Genomic DNA, 19,315 nt, shown 5'->3' on the forward strand with positions numbered 1-19,315 from the left:
TCTGCTCCTCCTTTAACTGTATTGAAAGAATCCTTGTCCTGACTTTCTCCCTAACTTTCCTGCGTCTACCATTTTCACGAGCAGCGGACATGGCCTGAATTTTGAATCTTTGTAGCTTTCATATAGAACCAGCAAGGAGTTAAGGATCGTATCAAGACCAATTAAATCCGCAGTCGCGAGCGGACCCATTTTATGCCCGAACCCGCCGCGGAAGATTTTATCCACATTGGCTGGGGTGGCCACTTGATCTTGAACCGTCCAAATGCTTTCATTAATGGTCAGCATTAATACACGATTTGACACAAAACCAGGCAAATCATAAACGACGACAGGATTTTTATCGAAAGATTTCAAAAACTCGACGGCTGCATTGACAGTCTCGTCAGAAGTGGCATCGCCCCGAATCACCTCTACAAGTTCTTTCAGAGGAACAGGATTCATGAAATGCGCTCCAATTACCTTATCCGGACGATTCATCAGTGAACCAACCTTCGTGATTGAGATACAGCTTGTATTTACAAGGTAGATGGTATCCTCTCGGCAGATATCCTTTAGTTGTAAATACACTTGTCTTTTTATCTCCCAATCTTCTGTTACGTTTTCAATGATGATATCAGCCGGCTCCAAATGGTGCGGCTCAGTCGTAAATTGAATGTTAGCAAGCACATTTTCCAGTGACATGCTGAATTTTTCTTTCCGCATTAGTTGAACAAGCCTGAATGTCTTTTTAATATTTTCCTCTGCGGCTTTCAGTTTTTCATCACTGATATCCAGCAAAATCACTTGATACCCGTTCGCAGACAAATCAAGAGCCATATCGGCCCCCATAACGCCTCCTCCGATAACACCGGCAGTTCTGAAATCCATTTCACACCACTCCTGTCTGATTCAAAATTTGATTGATTTTAGCTGTCACTTCTTCTGTCTTCTGATTAATGAAAAAATGATCCCCTTCAAATTCGTAAAACCTGCATGACTGATCGGTGTACTGATTCCAGTCGGATAAATCAAACAGCACTGACGGCAGATCACGTTCTCCATACAAAACCGAAATATCGCAGGATAAAGGAGCAACAGTTGTATTCTTGTATGTTTCCAGCAACTCAAAGTCAGCTCTTAATATAGGAAGGAAAAAGTCAAGCACCTGCTCATTTTTGCTGAATTCTTCTGGCACACCCCCCATTTCAATAATCGCTTGTTTTAAAGCGGAATCTGAAAGCTGATGAAGCACTTTCTTTTCCGGGATGTGGGGCGGGAAACGTCCGGAAAAGAACATATGGATCGGCTGTTTATGTTCCGCGGCTAACTTCTTTTGCAGTTCATATGCAAGCAGCGATCCCATGCTGTGTCCAAAAATGGCATAATCCGAATGGCCCAAATGGGGTATTGCTTGTTCCAAAAGATCTTCCGCCACGGGTTCCGCATGATGCAGCAACGGTTCAGACATTCTCGTTCCGTGTCCGGGAAGTTCTAAGGCCACCAATTCAACTGACGCATCAAGAAACCTTTTCCATCCGCTGAAGATGGTGCTCGAACCCCCGGCATACGGCAGACAGAATAATTTGATCATTTGACCCTCTCCTCTTTACCAATATCCTTCAAACATTCAATATGGGCTGCTTCCAGCTCCAGCACTTTCTGCAGTGAATCTTTGATCCGGTCTTTATAACCAGAAGAAGATCTTCCTGAAAAATAAAGCTTAGCCGCAAGATGCCGCGCTGCTTCCCATTCATCAATAATGTCAGATGTCACAGCGGCAAGCTGTTCAAAAGCCGGAAGAAATGCGAGACGGTATCGCTCTGTTTTTTTCACATTTAAAATTCCATTAAATGAATGAAGGAGTTTTTCGCTGTCTCTTATGCCGTGAAATTCCTCAGTAAACCGGCTGAAGCTCGCCAAACCGGATAACATCCGATCTAAGTGCTCGGTGATGTTATGAACAAAAAAGGCAGCAGCATCTTTGAAAAGGCTTTGCCCTGAGCGATCCCTGCCCGGATCATAAGAAAAGGAGGCATAAGAATGAAAAGCGGCAGGAGTCTGGAAATAACGATGAAAGCCTTGATAGGCTTTGGCCAAATGATCATATGAAATGTGTCTGGCTTCATATGACAAGTTATCGGGATAACGGTTTTCAAGGGCAAGAGCAGTTTGATTTGCGTCATGTAAGCCATAAATCAGTATGCTGTTCCGATTATGCTTAGACATATATTCCTGTCTATAAGGCTGTGCATATGTATCCAACCAAATGATGACGGGTTTATTTTTAAGAACATCCCGTTTGACATCATCTATGAGACTGCTGCTCATCGATTGCTTATCCGCGCTTATTCCCTGCTGATTCATGACATACTCAGGATCGTAAACTTCTGTCCGATCGATTATTGGATAACCGTCTTCATCTAATTGATATGAATACACGTCATTTAAAAGATAAGGATAGATTTCTTGTTGAAACGAGCGAACCACGGAAAAATAACAGTTGAAAAAACAGCTTCGATAAAATAAATCGTTAAACGGCTGAATACCAGGGATGTATGCTTCACATTTCATGCGTTTCACTCCTTCTTGCGGCACGGTGATTGAAAAAGCATGCGGCTAAACCGAATAGACAGGAGGCAAAGAGCAGTATATAATAAACCGCTGCCAAATAAAGAAGAGAACCGGGCCCCCAAATAAATATCATGCTCCAAGGCAATCCATTAAAGGCGAAGACTGAAATGAGCTTAGGCGCCACTATTCCCGCTGCCAGCAAAATCCCCCAAAGCAGCGCCTTTATTCTGATTCGCTGCTGAACAGGAACATTTTTCGATTTTACGCTTTTTAGAAAAATATAAATTCTCCACAGCAAAACAATAAGCAATAAACTGAATAAAACCAGCATGGCAACCGCAACTTGATCAATGACCTGAAACGGGTCAGTGACAGAACCTGCCTGTTTTTGCTTTTGGTCGGCAACCACTTCTAAAACAGAACGTGCGATTTTCTCAGCGTACGCGCTGTTCATATTTGCCAAAACCCCTACAGCCGCATTATCGTTAGGGCTGATGATAATAAACGAAGAAAAGTTAGGGTTGGAGCCGGCATGGAACATTTCTTTGACTGCGCCCTTTTTTTCAAAAATTGACCATCCCGCACCATAATAAACGCCCGGCTCATCCGTTTTTACGCTTTTATCAGGCAGGTGGCTCTGCTCGATCAAACGGCTTATATCAGTGTCACTGCGATTGAGCTGAAAACGAAGCCATTTGGATAAATCTTCTGCGTTCGTGATGATATATCCAGCAGGCGTGTTCCCTCGATACTCAGGCGCATTATAGGCTCTGGCCTTTAGAAATCCAAATTTAAAACCTGATGATACATAGCCGGCCTGTCCAGCGTGACGTCCAGCATACGTGTTTGACATATCTAACTGCTTAAAAACGTGCTCAGCCATATATTGCTCGTACGGCTGGCCTGATGCCTGTTCGATGATATATCCCAGTACATCATAATTGATTGTGGCATATTCAAATGTGCTTCCCGGTTTATGGCTAAGCTCAACTCCTCTTAATCCCTTCGCCGTTTTCCCCAAGGCATCTTCTTTTGAATCAACTTTGATATCAGCTATCGATAAAAAAGGAATCCCGCTTGTATGATGCAGCAGCTGATCAATTGTGATATCTACTTTCTTTCCGTCATAAACTGGATAAAATCCGCTGATATACCGGCTGACAGGGTCATTTAGACTGATTGCCCCCGAACGTACAAGCTTAAGTACACCCAGTGCAGTAAACGCTTTAGAGGTTGAGCCCATCTCAAATAATGTCGAAGTAGTTACAGGGCGGCTATGCCTTTCGCCGGCATAACCAAACCCCTTTTCATATACAACATCATCTCCTTTTACCACTGTCATAGAGATCCCGGGTATTCCGCTTTCCTTCATTTGCTTTTTAATCAGGACGTCAATGCGCTTATCAACTGGCGTCTGAGCGTTTACCTGCCCGCCATCCCAGACTAGAATTGACAGACAAAAACATAAAACCAGCCATACGTTTCTCATCATTTGAACAAAGAATCCAATTCTTCAATAGATAATGAGGCGGTCTCGAAATCTGATGGCGTATATTCGACAGACTCTTGTTTACAACAATGTTCTGCCAGCTCCTTCAGCTGTAGAGAAAACTCATCTAAAAGCAGTTCCATATCTCCTGTTTGATAAAGATCGCTGCAGATTAAATCCAACGTTAGCTGTCCGTCATAGATTCCCGCTGTCAAATCAAGACTGACTGTCAAATCATTTTCCGGTGATGACTCGGCTCCTGAATTTAAATAAGTTATCCGGTATTCTGATTTGTCTGCTAAAAAACGGTCAACTTCTCCTAGATAATTAAAGCGCAGCTCAGGCTTCCTGTGAGCCGGCATTCGTTTACTCAAATAGGTGAGAGCGCCGTAGCCAATACCCTTTTTGGGAATGCTTCGCAGGTTTTCTTTCACTGACCGGATTTGCGCCGGCAGTTCAGCCTCTGCCTGAAATACGGCAGGATACATCGCTGTAAACCACCCGATCGTTCTTGAAAAATCTAAATCTTCTTTTATTGGTTCTCTTCCGTGACCTTCTAATTCCAAAGAAATAACCTCTTTGCCTGTGCAATGATGGCAAGCCCGGATTAACGCAGCGATAAGCAAATCATTGGTTTGGGTTTGATACGCCTCATTTGCTTCACTGAGCAGTTTTTGAGTCATCTGGCGGCTCAAAGCCCGTTTCAGTTTTAAGCTATTTTTAACTTTGGAATTTTCCGAACAAAACTCATAGAGAGGCTCAATCTGTTTCACTTTTTCATCCCAATAGCTGCATTCTTCTTCCGCTTCACGCGAATTAGCATATTCATGGATCGAATCTGAAAATTTTTGATAAGAATGTGTCTTTAAAGGAAGTCTCCCCTCTTCCTTCTTATCTATTGAATGTAAAAGAGTAAGAAAATCATCAATCAAAATTTGCCATGATACACCGTCCGTGATCAGGTGATGAGCTGTAAATAACAAATGCGTTTTTTTGTTTGCTTTGATCACTCCGGTTTTAAAAAGCACTCCATTGTATAGGTCAGTGCTTTCTCTCATTTCCTGTCCGATTACCGCTATTTGTTTGGTTTGCTCATCCTCGGAAAAATTAGACAGATCCCAGTATTCGGTATAAGGTTCGATATCTGTATTGTGATAAAACAAGGTATTCGTTTCTTTTTCTACATTCATTCGCAAGCTGTCGTGATGATTGATCAAAATAGATAGAACCGCTTTTACATCTTCAAGATGAATCTCTTTTTCAGCAGTTAGCATAACCGATTGATGCCAGAAATGAGCGCACTTTAAATTCAAGGACCAGAACCATTGGGTAATCGGCGTTCCCATCACTCTGCCTTCTGCTTGTTGTTGAGAAATTGAAACCGATTGTTTGCTAGTCACGGCACTGACAAGTTCTCTAAATACGGGATATGTCATCATATCCTGAGTCTTGATAAAAAGACCTTTTTCTTTCATTTTTGAAACGAATTGAATGGCTTTGATAGAATCTCCGCCAAGCTGATAAAAATGATCCTCTGGGCGAATATCAGTCTGGCCGAGAATCTCCTTCGCGGTTTCTAAAAGAACCGCCTCCGCTTCTTTCTGCTCTTCAGTTAACAATCCATAATCTGTCTGCTCTTGAGACAGTATAGGGTCAGGGAGAGCTTCTCTGTCTGTTTTTCCATTTTGCGTCAGCGGAATCCGATCCATATGAATAAAGTAGGCCGGAACCATAAAAACAGGCAGTTTGTCAGAAAGCTTTTTCCGGAGCTCCAGCGCTGCCGTTTTGGTTGAGCTGACAACATATGCCGCCAATTGTTTTCTGCCCTGTGAATCATCAAAATCAATGACAACCGCCTCATCTATGTCTTCAAGCGAAAGCAGAGCTAATTCAATTTCTCCCAGTTCAATACGGTAGCCTTTTAATTTGATTTGATGATCTTTCCGCCCCGCATATTCAAGCAGTCCATTATTCGTTCTTTTCGCCAGATCGCCTGTCTTATACATTTTTCTTCCCTTCATGAAAGGGTTATCCAGAAAACGCTCGGTTTGCAAATCCGGACGCTTCCAATATCCTCTGGCGACATTATCGCCTGATATATACATTTCACCTTGAGTTCCCGGCAATACAGGCTGCAGCTGTTCGTCTAATAAATAAATTTCAGTGTTCTGCATCGGAATCCCTATTGGCACCGAAGCCTGCTGATCTTGTTTTAGGTCATATTTGTGGATCATACATCCCACTGTCGCTTCTGTCGGTCCGTATTCATTGAAAATCTCAATGCATTGATCTGATGATTCTGTTATTTGGCGTGCTAATAAAACAGGCAGCTGCTCTCCGCCGACGATCATTCTTTTTATAGAGGATTCTGACAAATTTTCATCTTTCAATAACGCTAAATGTGCTGGTGTCAGCTTGATAACAGCTGTTTTCTTTTCTTTTACGATTCGATGGAGTACAAACTCCGGTATATCTTCTTGTCTGTAAATGATGATTTTATTTCCTGTCACTAATGGGGTATAAATGGATGTAACGGTTAAATCAAAAGCTATGGATGAGTAGAGCGCAAAGCTATCATCTTGGGAAGAAGTGTAATTCTTTGAGGCTGATATAATGTAGTTTACAAGGCTCTGATGTTCGATCATCACGCCTTTCGGCTGCCCTGTTGATCCAGAAGTGTAAATCATATATGCAATGTCGGAAGGATCGTTCTTGATGTCTAACTGTCCCGTATCTAAATCATGAAACATGGCGCAGTCAAAACTGATTTTTTTCACTTGGCTTGGCAAACGGCAGTCTGTCTCAAAAAGCGGATTTGTGATAAAAAATGCCGCTTCGCTGTTTTCCAAAATATATTGAATGCGTTCGGCGGGATATTCGGGATCGATCGGCACATAGGCGCCGCCTGCTTTTAAAATGCCCAGCAACACAGCGATCAAATCGGGTGAATGTTTCATGCTCACGGCGGCAAAATGACCGCGGCTTATTCCTTTATGGATTAGGTAACGAGCAATCTGGTTGGAGCGTTCATCCAGTTCTTGATAGGAAACCTGTTTTGTTCCATCCTCAATCGCTGTATGAAACGGATACTGTGCGGCTTTTCCTTGAAATAATTGATCGATTGTGAGATCTTTCGGATAATCAGCCCGTGTCTGATTCCATTTCACGATTTCGTCTCTTTTTTCTTGTTCAGTTAATAGAGACAAATTCCTTAATTCCAGATCTGGATTCTCGATGACTGATAAAATCAAGCGCTGTAAACGTTCATTCAATAGCTGAATGTCCGCTTCGCTGTGATCGGATACCTTGTAGTCAAACTGCAATTCGATCGCTCCGCCTTCATCCCACTCTTTAACAGCGATCTGCAGAGAATAAGGCTGTGACCCGTTATATAATTCATCATATTCGACACGACACCCGCTTATATCAGAAGCCAGGTCGGTGTTATATGAATTCATATAAATTTGGAAAAGCTGGTCGTATCCCTGTTTTGCAAGCTGCAGTTCCTTCACCAATTCATCATAGGGGTATCGTTGATGGAGAAAGTATTTCATGTAATCGGAATTGACTTCTTTTAAAAAGTCCGAAAAACATACATCACTGTCTGTTTTCTTTCTGAACGGCATCGTACTGACCGTCATCCCTGCAGTGCTTTTTTCCTTCTTGCCTGATCTGTTTAATACCGGCGTGCCTATAATAAAATCATTCTCTCCGGTTACCTTGCTTAAATACCAAAACAACGATGCAGTAAACAAAGCGTTTAACGAAGAGCCTTGTCGTTGAATAAATTCATAAACTGCGGCAGAATGCTCTTGGTCAAGCTTATACCGCTTGCGCTTTCCGGCAATGTGTGCAGAGCTTTTTGACAGGAAGCTGTCCGGCAAGTGAGAAAATTCAGCTTTCCAGAACGCAGCATCTTTGTCATATCGTGATGAAGAAAGGTATTTTTTCTCTTTTTCTATAAGAATCGAATAATTGTCAGCTCCTTCTGTAAGAAGTTCACCGGATGTGAGCTGCATGTACAGATTCTTAATCTTATCAATGATGATTTTCATAGACCAGCCATCAGCGACAATATGATGGCATTTGATTAAATATCCGCATGTCGCTTCATCTGTTTGAAACACATAAAATTGAGCAAGTGCGTTATCATATAAAGAGAATGGTATTTTAAACTCCCGTTCTGCCCAATCCAGCATTCTTTCATAAGGATAATCCGTTTGGGTAAAATCGGCTGACGGCACTTGCGCCTGAGTTTTTCCGTCTATGTATTGAAGAACTGATTCTTCCTGCTTCACGAGCCGTATTCTGAGGGATTCTGTCTGTCTGATACAAAGCTGAATGGCTTTTTGTAATGTCTCCAGATTCAGCTTTCCATTGATTTGTATAAGGCCGCCGATATGATTAATAGCTGTATCAGGATATAAATTTTCGATATTTAAAATTCTTTTTTGATGATGAGAAAGAGGAAATAAATTCAATTTATCATTCAAAAATTCCCACCTCTTTACAAAAATATTTAACAACACCCATTTAAACATACAAAAATATCTTTGTAAATATTTATAATATATTGTCTATATTTGTTCATTTTTTAATTTTATTGATAGAAGTGCTGAAGCAGTAAAAATGATAAAATTCAAGAAAAAGACATATTGCACACCAAGCCAATCAGTAAGACTGCTCATAATTAAGATGGAAGCGCCGTATACAAATGTACTTATTGTATGCTGAGCAGACAGGATTTTCGGCAGCATTGTTTCGTTTATGTTCTCCTGTACATACGTTCTGATCGCAATCCCCCTGAGCTGAAATGATGGTCCCAGAATAAAGACAAAAAGCAGGGATGCCAGCGCATACTTGTTTAGTGCAAGACATAATGTGCAAGCGCCTATGGCAAGTGATGTCCATAAGATCATTGAGAACAGTTTTCCACTGATGTTTTTCGAAAGTTTCCATACAATTAAACCGCCTGTAATGGTGCCGGCGAAATAGCTTGCATTAATAAATCCCCACCATGTCTCACTTTTATGAAGCACTTCATCGACATAAACAAGAATGATGGCCCCAGTCCAAATGCTTCTGCCAAACATAGATAAAAGTTCTAGAACAGTCAGCATTCTGATGACAGGCATTTGATAAATCGCTTTCCAGCCAGCTGAGATTTTATCAATAAAAGACTCATTTTCTTCTTTTTCAGCATCTCCTTTCCCGGCATCCTTGACAAAAAATAAAGACACTGTCGAAGTGCCATAAAGCACAAAAGTCAGCATTAAAAGCAATTGGGGCCCGAGCCATTTGATCAAAATGCCGCCGAGCAGCCAACCGAGCAGGAGCACGATTTGATCAGAGGTTAATACAAGACTATTTGCTTTCAATAGCATGGATTTGGGAACAAAACGGGGAATCATAGAATTTCTGACCGGGATGGTTCCTCCATCTAACAGCGACATGAAAAATACGATCAAAAAAAAGATAAAAATAGATTTAAAATCTATGATAAATATAACAAGCAGCAAAGATAAAAGAATAGTTTGCGTCAGCTGCAAAAAAATCAAAATTTGTTTGAGCCTGTATTTATTAATAAAAACAGGTATAAATACTGCGCTTAATGACTGTCCGACAAATTGCATCATAGCCACAAGCGATGCCAAAAAAGCTGAGTCTGTGACTTGATAGGTGAATAGGGTCAGAACCAGCACATATAGAGAATCCCCTAAATTGGCAATCGATTGACCCGCCCATATGAAATAAAAGGATTTATTTTTCATAATTTCAACCCTTTTCTATTTTTAGAACATCATAACATAAATATATATCCCCTCCAATGATACCTAAATTCAACACAAACGCAAAATAACCCCAGCGCCGTTGCGACGCAAGGGGTTACCTTATTTTAGTCATAAATATGAACAGTCGGCTCTTTATCTCCTGCATTGCGGATAATGACCGCTTCCTGTCCATCTGAAGATTTGATATTCACTTCGAGATTAAGTGAGCTCTTAGAGTAGTAATCCATCACTTCACCCGTTAAGAACTGGGTAAACGCGACGACTTCACTTTTTCCATAGAATTGCATTGGAATGTCGATCTTCATTTTCGTCATTTCATCATTTTCATACAACGCTGCACCTACAACGCCTGTGTAGTTCGGGAAATACTCTTCGATTGAGTTTTTGAACCGCTTAAAGACCTCGGTGTCATCCGGGTATTTTTCTGCTGTGGTTGTATCCGCCGGATAAAAAACATAAGTTTCATTGATGTCATCCCAATTCGAGATATCCGTGGAGCCTGCTTTGACTTCTGTTTTGGAGATGAAGTTCCCCGGTACAATCGATGTTTTTGACGCCTGCTTGTAAAGTGCGATGGTGATCGGCACATTCTTCAGGTTATCTTTTTTACGGAGGCGGTTAATGACCTCCTGTGCGATTTTTTCTCCCTGTTTGCGGAGCGTGCTGTCCTTAATCTCCACCTCTTTTTGAGGGTCGCCTGTTTTTTCACGATAGTAATACACAGAGTTCAACGCCAGTCCGATCATCACGCCGCCAAGCTGGATGGAATTCTTGTCTTTTCTGACTAAATAATCGTGCTCCAGCATGGACGCTAAATAAACCGGGCTGCTTTCGTATTTCTCTTCTGTTGAACCGGAGTTTGGCAGCGCCGGGTTCAATCCTTCATTTTTGAAGTCTTTATCTTCTTTTTGGGCTTTTTTCAGATCTGAGCCTGTTTTTTTCCGTGCCAGCCAGCTTAATACTGTATCTTCATCTAAATATTGCCCTTCTTGGAACAGGTAATCTTCAGTCGAGAAAGAATCTTGGGCAAGACGCATCAGCCCTGTTTCAAACTCATCAATGTCCAGTCTTGTATTCAGCTGTTCCGTCGTCAAGCCTCGCGCTTTTCCCGCCTTAAATGGCAGCACCATTTTGTAATAGGAGTCAGAGATGTTATATTTCGGGACAATCGCTTTTTCTGACGATTTCGCTGTCTTTTGCGTGATCTCTTCCTCCTTCTCCCCCCCAAAACCTGACGAGCAGGCAGACAGCATTAACACTGCCGCCGTTGCCGCCATTGCCAACGTCTTTTTCAATAGAAAACACTCCTCTTATTTCTTTAGCTCTCCTATTAACTGCTCTTCATTCCACACTTCAATGTCCAGCTCTTGCGCTTTTGTCAGCTTGCTTCCCGCCGCTTCTCCGGCGATGACCAAGTCTGTGTTTTTGCTGACGCTTCCAGTCAGCTTTCCGCCGAGCGCTTCGATTTGCGCTTTGGCTTCGTTTCTAGACAGTTCTTCCAGCTTTCCTGTCAGAACAATTGTTTTACCGGCAAAGTAAGAATCGCTGTCCTCTGCTTTTACTTTTTTCGGGCCTTTGTAGAGTGTGTTTACGCCCAGCTCCTGAAGTTCATTCAAGAGATCAAGCATTTCTTCTTTATGAAAATAAGTGATGACCGCGTCAGCCATTTTTTCACCGATTTCATCGATCGCGAGAAGCTCCTCTTTGGAAGCTTTTTTCAGGTTCTCCAAACTTTCAAAATGCATAGCGAGCGTCTTTGCGGCCTTTGAGCCGATAAAACGGATGCCGAGCCCGAATAGCAAGCGTTCTAACGAATTTTCTTTTGATTTTTGGATGGAGCCGATCAGGTTTTCAGTGGACTTTTCTCCCATTCGTTCTAGCTGAATGACCTGTTCCTTTGTCAGCTTATACAAATCCGCCACATTGCGAACAAGGTTCTCCTCAAACAGCTGTGTGATGACTCGTTCGCCAAGCCCGTCAATGTTCATGGCATTGCGGGAAACGAAATGGATCAGCCCTTCCCGGATTTGCGCCGGGCATTCAGGATTAATGCAGCGGAGCGCCACTTCTCCTTCGATACGAACGAGCTCGCTTCCGCATTCCGGACATTCCGTCGGCATGCTGAATTCCTTTTCTTCTCCCGTGCGCTGTTCAACTAGGACGTTTACGACTTCCGGAATGATATCGCCCGCTTTTTTGATGACGACCTTATCCAAGATCCGAATGTCCTTCTCTTTAATTAAATCTTCATTATGCAGGGATGCTCTTGAGACCGTTGTGCCGGCAACTTTTACCGGCTCGAGAACCGCTGTCGGCGTAATGACACCCGTTCTGCCGACATTTAATTCGATATCGAGAAGCTTTGTCACGACCTCTTCAGCAGGAAATTTATACGCGATGGCCCAGCGCGGGCTTTTCGCCGTAAAACCGAGCTCCTCCTGCTGATCGAGGGAATCTACTTTAATGACGATGCCGTCAATTTCATACGGGAGGTCAGCGCGCTTAGCCTGAAACTCATCGATCAGCGCGATGACTTCTTCTATGCTGCGGCATTTTTGTCGTTCCTGATTCGTTTTAAATCCGATTTCATCGAGAAAATCAAGTCCCTGGCTTTGCGTCTCCACCCCAATTTCATCAAGCTCCGCTATACTGTAGACGAAGATATCGAGATTTCGTTTCGCCGCAATTTTCGGATCGAGCTGTCTGAGTGAGCCCGCGGCGGCATTTCGCGGATTGGCAAACGGTTCTTCTTCATTTTTGATCCGTTCCTCATTGAGCGCTTCAAACGAAGGCTTCGGCATATACGCCTCGCCGCGCACTTCGATGGACAGACCACGTTTCATTTTGAGCGGGATATTGCGGATCGTCTTCAGATTCTCCGTAATATCCTCACCAGTCGTGCCATCACCTCTTGTGGCGCCTCTGGCAAAATAGCCGTCTTCATAACGGAGAGAAACAGCAAGACCGTCTATTTTCAGCTCCACATTATACGCCACATCGTCACCGACCGCCTGACGCACCCGGCGGTCGAAATCACGGAGATCATCAGCATTAAAGGCGTTGCCCAAACTGAGCATCGGCGTGCCGTGAGTGACTTTCTGAAACGCTTCAAGCACGGCTCCGCCGACACGCTGCGTAGGAGAGTCAGGCGTTCTGAGGTCTGGATGCTCCTCCTCGATCGCAATCAGCTCCTGCATCAATCTGTCGTATTCGGCATCAGGGACGCTCGGTTCATCTAAGGTGTAATATTCATAGCTATACTTGTTGATGGTGCGGCGCAGTTCTTCTGCCCGCTGCTTCGCTGTTTCTTGGTCCATCTGCTTCTTCCTTTCCTCTTCAATTACTGCTTTTCAATAGGAGCGAATGCCGCTAATAGGCGTTTTACGCCGACAGGGCTCGGGAAGGCGATATCAAGCTCCGTCCCTTCTCCTTCGCCTTTCACACTGACGACAGTTCCTGTTCCCCATTTTTTATGGCCGGCCTTATCTCCAACTGCCCAGTTTAAGGAGTCACCGCCTGTTTTGCCGGCGTAGGATACCGGACGTGAAACAGGGCCGCGTCTCGGCTGCATTTTTCTCGCAGACGGCGTTCTCGTTTCTTTTTTCTCATTTAGGTTTTCCAATAAATCATCCGGTATTTCAGCAATAAAGCGAGATTCCGGGTTCATATTTGTTCGGCCAAACAAGGTGCGCATTTTGGCGTTGGTCAGATAAAGCTCCTGCTCCGCTCTTGTAATCCCAACGTAAGCAAGGCGGCGCTCTTCTTCCATTTCCGCTTCCTCCATCAGTGAACGGCTGTGCGGGAAGACGCCTTCTTCAAGCCCCATCAAGAAAACAACCGGGAACTCCAGCCCTTTTGCGGCGTGCAGCGTCATCAGCGTGATCGCATCCTTGCCGCCGGATTCCTCTTCTTTCTGGTCGAGCTGATCGATATCGGCGATCAGTGCCAAATCTGTCAGGAACGCAACGAGTGTTTTATCTTCGCTTTTCTGTTCAAAGTTTTTCGTGACAGACAGGAACTCGTCGATGTTTTCTAAACGGCTTTGGGCTTCGATTGATTTCTCAGCCTTCAGCATTTCTCTGTATTCGGTCTTATCGAGAATTTCTTCTGTCAGCTCTGTAATAGACAAGTAGTCCTGCATATTGGTCAGGTTCTCAATCATCTGTCTGAAGCTGTCGAGCGCGTTGGCCGCCTTAGCGCTGACGCCGATAAAATCAACCTGCTGAATCGCTTGGAAAAACGACAAGCCGTTCATCGCCGCATACGAAGCGATTTTTTCAAGTGAAGTGGCGCCGACTCCGCGCTTCGGCACGTTGACAATACGTGTGAAGCTGATATCGTCATCCGGGTTGGATACGAGGCGCAGGTACGCGAGAATGTCTTTAATTTCTTTTCTGTCATAGAACTTTGTGCCGCCGACAATGTTATAGTTCAAGCCAGCTTTGAGAAGCGTTTCCTCAATTACACGGGACTGGGCGTTTGTCCTGTACAAAATGGCGATATCCGACAGCTTCCGCTTGCCTGAGCTGTGAAGCTGATAAATTTTACCGGCAACAAACTGTCCTTCGCCGAACTCGTTATCTCCGCGGTAGTAAGCAATTTTGACGCCATCATCGTTTTCCGTCCACAGATTTTTCGGTTTGCGGTTTGAGTTGTTTTTGATGACCTCGTTAGCCGCGCTCAAAATCCGTTTCGTTGACCGGTAGTTTTGTTCAAGCAAAATCACGCTTGCGTTCGGATAATCTTTTTCAAACGAAAGGATGTTGGCGATATCCGCGCCGCGCCATCTGTAGATCGACTGATCCGAGTCCCCGACCACGCAAAGGTTCTGGAAACGCTCCGCAAGCTGCTTAACAAGCATGTATTGGGCTCTGTTCGTATCCTGATACTCATCAACATGGATGTACTGGAATTTGCGCTGATAAAATTCAAGCACTTCCGGCACACGGTCAAACAGTTTAATCGTTGTCATAATTAAATCATCGAAATCGAGCGACTGGTTTTTCAAAAGCTTTTTCTGATAATCAGCATATACGTCGCTGACCACCTGATCGTAATAACCGCCGGCAACTTTAGAGAATTCCTCCGGTTCGGTCAATTCGTTTTTCGCACCGCTGATCGTGCCCAGGATGCTTCTCGGATCAAACTTTTTCGGATCAAGATTGCGTTCCTTCAAAATCCCTTTGATGACCGAAAGCTGGTCCGCCGTATCAAGGATGGAGAAATTGCGGTTGATCCCGATCCGGTCGATATCTCTGCGCAAAATCCGCACGCACATGCTGTGGAATGTGGAAATCCAGATATCGTCCGCGCCCGGTCCGAGAATGCTTTCCACACGTTCTTTCATTTCTCGTGCCGCTTTATTTGTAAATGTGATCGCCAGAATGTTCCACGGCGCCACATGTTTTTCCGCCATTAAAAAAGCGATTCTGTGTGTCAGAACACGCGTCTTTCCGCTTCCCGCTCCCGCCATCAGCAAGAGGGGCCCGTCCGTTGTTTTTACAGCTTCCTGCTGAACAGGGTTTAATCCGCTTAATAATTGATTGCTAATGTAATTCAAAATTCGTTCACCCGCCTATACAAAACATATGTTCTATCATAAACCAAATCCGTACAATTTACTACTCGCCTTTCACAGCCGCTACTGTTTTTAAAGCCCGGTCAAAATCTTCATACACCGCATTGCCTACAACAACCACGTCCGCATGCTCCGCAAACTGCTTTGCCGTTTCCGCGTCCTTGATGCCGCCGCCGTAAAACAGGGTGGACGTTTCCAATACAGCCTTCGTTTTCTTCACGGCTTCTATGTCTCCAAGCATACCGCTGTATTCCAAATAAAAAATGGGAAGCTGCAGCAGCTCAGACACACGCGCATAGGCGGCAATATCGTCAACACTCAGATCGGCATTCGCCTCAGTTAATGCAGCCGCTTTGCAATCCGGATTTGCGATGCAGTAGCCTTCCGCCACAATTTCTTCCATAGACATCAGTTCTCCGTATTCCTTCATGGCCTTCTGGTGCATTCCGACAATCCAGTCCGCGTTTTTGCTGTTTAGTACACTCGGAATAAAATATAAGTCAAAGCCGGGAACGATCGCTTCAATCGCTGACACCTCAAGGACACACGGCACTAAAAACCGTCTCACCTTTGACATCATGCGCAAGACATTGTCCTCTGTCACACCATCGCTTCCTCCGATAATGACCGCATCCGTTCCTGATTCACAAAGAATCTCCAGCTGTTCATCAGGCAAATCTTTATTTGGGTCGAGTTTAAAGACATGCTTCCACTCCGTTACATCGTACACGTCATACGTTCCTCCATTCGTTTGTTACCATTTAAACATTATAACAAATTCACATAGCGCGTAAAAACGGAAAAAGCCGTTAATCTCGTTATTCACTGAAAAAGGTGTTTTGATTCTTTTTTCATAAAAAAAGAAAGCTCTAGAAAGCCTTCAATAGCATCAAGGCCTAGGCAAATGACTCCCTTCTGTTATTGTTTGGAAAGCGCTCAACTGTGGAAAAGGTTACATAAAAAAGGGAGGATGACAGATGGAAACCCTCATCATTGCACTTATCGCTTTTCTTATCGGGATCATTGCCATCCCCATCGTTTTGTTTCTCTGGATCTACATAAAGGATGAAAAACAGCAGGAGCATTCGATCCTCCGCAACTACCCCTTGCTTGGAAGATTTCGATATATCCTTGAAAAAATCGGGCCGGAACTCAGGCAGTATTTATTCAACAATGACAATGAGGGCAAGCCCTTTTCACGAAAGGAATATGAGCAAACCGTTATCTCGGGCAAATACAAAAGCAGAATGATGGGCTTTGGATCTGTAAAAGATTTTGACAAACCGGGCTTTTATATCCGTAATGCTCTATTTCCGAAACAAAAAAAAGAATTGCACGTAAACCAAACACCTAAAATTGAAACCCAAATCTATGAAATAGAAGCTGACAATCTGTTCAAACGAAAGGAACACGCCGAACAAATCAAGGCCGATCCGTATTATCTCCACCCTGATGATGTGCAGGTGATCGGCTCCCATACATGCGAGAAGCCTTTTTATGTGAAGGGATTAGTCGGCCAGTCCGCCATGAGCTACGGTTCCCTTGGAGAACGAGCGATTACGGCGCTCTCAAAAGGGCTTCATCAGGCTGGCGGCACATGGATGAATACCGGTGAAGGGGGATTATCTGAGTATCACTTAAAGGGCGGCGCCGATATCATTTGCCAAATCGGTCCGGGTCTTTTCGGCGTGCGCAAAAGAAACGGAGAATTTTCATGGGAGGAGTTTAAAAGAAAAAGCAGGCTTGACCAAATTAAAGCGTTTGAGCTAAAGCTGGCGCAAGGAGCGAAAACCCGCGGCGGCCATGTGGATGGCGCCAAAGTATCAGAGGAAGTGGCAGACATCCGGAATGTCGAACCCGGGAAATCAATTGACAGCCCGAATCGCTTTCATGAATTTTCAAACGCTCCTGAAATGCTCGACTTTATCGAGAAACTTAGAGATGTCGGGCAAAAGCCTGTGGGAATCAAACTTGTCGCAGGCCACCCTGACGAATTGCGCGAGCTTTTCTCTTATATGCAGAAAAGCGGAAAGCATCCGGATTTTATTACGATAGACGGGAGTGAAGGCGGTACTGGCGCTTCCTTTTATGAGCTCGCTGACACAGTCGGCCTTCCGATTATGACAGCGCTGCCTATGGTTGATACACTGCTTAGACAATACGGCTTGCGCGGCCAGCTGAAAATTTTTGCTTCCGGAAAGCTCCTGACTCCTGACAAAATTGCGGTCGCCTTAGCCCTCGGCGCTGACTTTGTCAATATTGCGCGCGGGATGATGTTTTCTGTCGGCTGTATCCGCGCCCTCGTCTGCCACACCAATACATGTCCGGCAGGTGTAGCGACAACAGATCCAAAACTGCAACAAGCACTAAGCGTTGAGGAAAAACAGCATCGTGTCTGCAACTACGTCATTTCGCTGCGCGAGGGACTGTTTAATCTCGCAGCTGCAGCCGGCATCAATTCGCCCATCCACTTTTCCAAGGAGCATGTTGTCTATCGAAAAGAAGACGGAAGCATCGTCGACATCGACAAACTGATCAACCAATTTGTTTCATAAAGAAACCGCCCATGCCAAACGGCAGGGCGGCTCTTTGTTAGTTTGAAGAAGACCCTGTTTCCGTCTCCTTCACACGGTCAAGCGCCATTTCATAAGCGTCATTTCCGTAATTTAAGCAGCGTTTCACACGGGAAATCGTAGCCGTGGAAGCGCCTGTTTCTGTTTCAATCTTATGATACGTGTTACCTTCGCGAAGCATGCGCGCCACTTCTAGGCGCTGAGCCAGCGATTGAATTTCGTTAATTGTGCAAAGATCATCGAAGAACCGGTAACATTCCTCCAGGTCTTTCAGCGATAAGATCGAGTTGAATAACTGGTCCAGCTCTTTGCCGCGTAATTTATCGATTTGCATCGTTACACACCTTCTCCTTTACTAATGGAAGCCGCATCGAGATCAGGCACGATATTGATCCAAGTTTTTCCGGGCACAAGCGGCAGCCATTTGCCGTCTTTCACCGGCACAATTCTGCCGTTTACTTGTTTCCAGTCTGTTTCAATAACGTTTCCGCGCTGAAACAACAGACCTTTCCCCCCTGATTCTAGATCGATGTCCCGCCTTCCATCTTGATCAATAATATGATGGCTCGCTTCAACAATGAAAATATTCTGCATTGCAACCGGCTTTCCGGTTTCCCGGTCTGTCGTAATGACACCATCAGAGCTTCTTGTATAAGCTTCGGCTTTTTTATCATAGTTGTATTCGACAAGATTCGTAACGTTCTTTGTTCCATAATCTACCCGAACATTGTAAAAGTCATTTGCAGGTTTTGCTTCTGATGTTTGAAACAGCAGCGGATCTGTTTTCTGCTTCAGCTCATATCCCATTTGCTCCGCCGCCTTTTTTATGTAATCATAAGACGTGTAGGAATTGTGGGGCGGTTTGCTGAAATCAGCTCTCCAAAATAAGCTTCCGTCAAAATCCAATCCGTTCATATAATCGGCAGCTCCGGATTCCAGCTGCTCTTTGGCGCCGGGACTCCAGCCGTGATGGACAAATATGCTGTCAAAGCCATTGCTGAGAGTGACGAAATATTCCCGCGCGCTCCGCACAGGCCCGACAGTTTCGGGCATCTGGCTTTGGAAAATGGCCAGAAATCTCGTAATTTGCCCTTCGGCAAGCGCTTCTATGACAATATCGGCTTTAGACAGTCCTGACTGCGGCCTCGCCTTCGGGTGATTATTCACCATAACAGCAACAGGCCGGCGTTCAGTCACCTTCTGTTCCGTCTCCAGTCCTGTCAAAGGAGCTTTCGGCTTCTTTTCAGAATCCGGGACAGCATCCTTCTGCTGGCAGGATACCAGCAGAAAAAACACGATACACAGCACGCAAACTGTCATCCATTTTTTCATA

Annotated in this window: 13 protein-coding genes; 1 reads left to right on the plus strand and 12 read right to left on the minus strand. The window is 44.4% G+C overall.

Going from position 1 to position 19,315, the window contains the following annotated elements; all coding sequences use genetic code 11:
- Positions 1-12 precede the first annotated feature (12 nt).
- The 10 genes from V6D44_RS16420 to V6D44_RS16465 form a co-directional block, all read right to left on the minus strand.
- Positions 13-867, minus strand: coding sequence for a 3-hydroxyacyl-CoA dehydrogenase family protein (locus V6D44_RS16420; RefSeq protein WP_087991366.1), 855 nt, complete (start codon positions 865-867; stop codon positions 13-15).
- Position 868: 1 nt separating this feature from the next.
- On the minus strand, positions 869-1,570 hold the full coding sequence (locus tag V6D44_RS16425) for a thioesterase II family protein (RefSeq protein WP_087991365.1): 702 nt from the start codon (positions 1,568-1,570) through the stop codon (positions 869-871).
- Positions 1,567-2,550 carry a hypothetical protein gene (locus V6D44_RS16430; RefSeq protein WP_087991364.1) on the minus strand — a complete coding sequence of 328 codons (984 nt, stop codon included), beginning with the start codon at positions 2,548-2,550 and terminating at the stop codon, positions 1,567-1,569. The genes V6D44_RS16425 and V6D44_RS16430 overlap by 4 nt, the downstream gene beginning before the upstream one ends.
- A complete protein-coding gene (locus V6D44_RS16435; RefSeq protein WP_087991363.1) occupies positions 2,540-4,042 on the minus strand; it encodes a serine hydrolase domain-containing protein in 1,503 nt (500 codons plus the stop codon). The genes V6D44_RS16430 and V6D44_RS16435 overlap by 11 nt, the downstream gene beginning before the upstream one ends.
- Positions 4,039-8,532: an amino acid adenylation domain-containing protein gene (locus V6D44_RS16440; RefSeq protein WP_253268880.1), complete on the minus strand. Its 4,494-nt coding sequence runs from the start codon at positions 8,530-8,532 to the stop codon at positions 4,039-4,041. Before V6D44_RS16440 ends, V6D44_RS16435 begins: the two co-directional genes overlap by 4 nt.
- A gap of 84 nt (positions 8,533-8,616) precedes the next feature.
- Positions 8,617-9,810 (minus strand): MFS transporter, encoded by a 1,194-nt coding sequence (locus V6D44_RS16445; protein WP_087991361.1) that lies wholly within the window; start codon positions 9,808-9,810, stop codon positions 8,617-8,619.
- Between the two features lie 125 nt (positions 9,811-9,935).
- The gene (locus V6D44_RS16450) at positions 9,936-11,126 is read right to left on the minus strand and encodes a CamS family sex pheromone protein (RefSeq protein WP_087991360.1); all 1,191 of its coding nucleotides are present in this window, start codon (positions 11,124-11,126) and stop codon (positions 9,936-9,938) included.
- 15 nt (positions 11,127-11,141) lie between these two features.
- Positions 11,142-13,148 carry an NAD-dependent DNA ligase LigA gene (gene ligA / locus V6D44_RS16455; protein ID WP_202328339.1) on the minus strand — a complete coding sequence of 669 codons (2,007 nt, stop codon included), beginning with the start codon at positions 13,146-13,148 and terminating at the stop codon, positions 11,142-11,144.
- Between the two features lie 23 nt (positions 13,149-13,171).
- Positions 13,172-15,391, minus strand: a complete 2,220-nt coding sequence (gene pcrA, locus V6D44_RS16460; protein WP_087991358.1) for a DNA helicase PcrA — start codon at positions 15,389-15,391, stop codon at positions 13,172-13,174.
- 61 nt (positions 15,392-15,452) lie between these two features.
- Positions 15,453-16,139: a heptaprenylglyceryl phosphate synthase gene (locus tag V6D44_RS16465; protein ID WP_087991357.1), complete on the minus strand. Its 687-nt coding sequence runs from the start codon at positions 16,137-16,139 to the stop codon at positions 15,453-15,455.
- A gap of 247 nt (positions 16,140-16,386) precedes the next feature.
- Here V6D44_RS16465 and V6D44_RS16470 point away from each other — a divergent pair, with 247 nt between their 5' ends.
- The gene (locus tag V6D44_RS16470) at positions 16,387-17,964 is read left to right on the plus strand and encodes an FMN-binding glutamate synthase family protein (protein WP_333516740.1); all 1,578 of its coding nucleotides are present in this window, start codon (positions 16,387-16,389) and stop codon (positions 17,962-17,964) included.
- Between the two features lie 37 nt (positions 17,965-18,001).
- On the opposite strand, the gene V6D44_RS16475 is transcribed toward V6D44_RS16470, so the two are convergent.
- Complete coding sequence (locus tag V6D44_RS16475; protein WP_087991355.1) at positions 18,002-18,316, minus strand: YerC/YecD family TrpR-related protein; 315 nt, start codon at positions 18,314-18,316, stop codon at positions 18,002-18,004.
- Between the two features lie 2 nt (positions 18,317-18,318).
- Complete coding sequence (locus V6D44_RS16480; protein ID WP_087991354.1) at positions 18,319-19,314, minus strand: DUF3048 domain-containing protein; 996 nt, start codon at positions 19,312-19,314, stop codon at positions 18,319-18,321.
- Between the last annotated feature and the right edge of the window lies 1 nt (position 19,315).

It is taken from the genome of Bacillus sp. 0209A, assembly GCF_036765095.1.
Classification (GTDB): domain Bacteria; phylum Bacillota; class Bacilli; order Bacillales; family Bacillaceae; genus Bacillus; species Bacillus subtilis_G.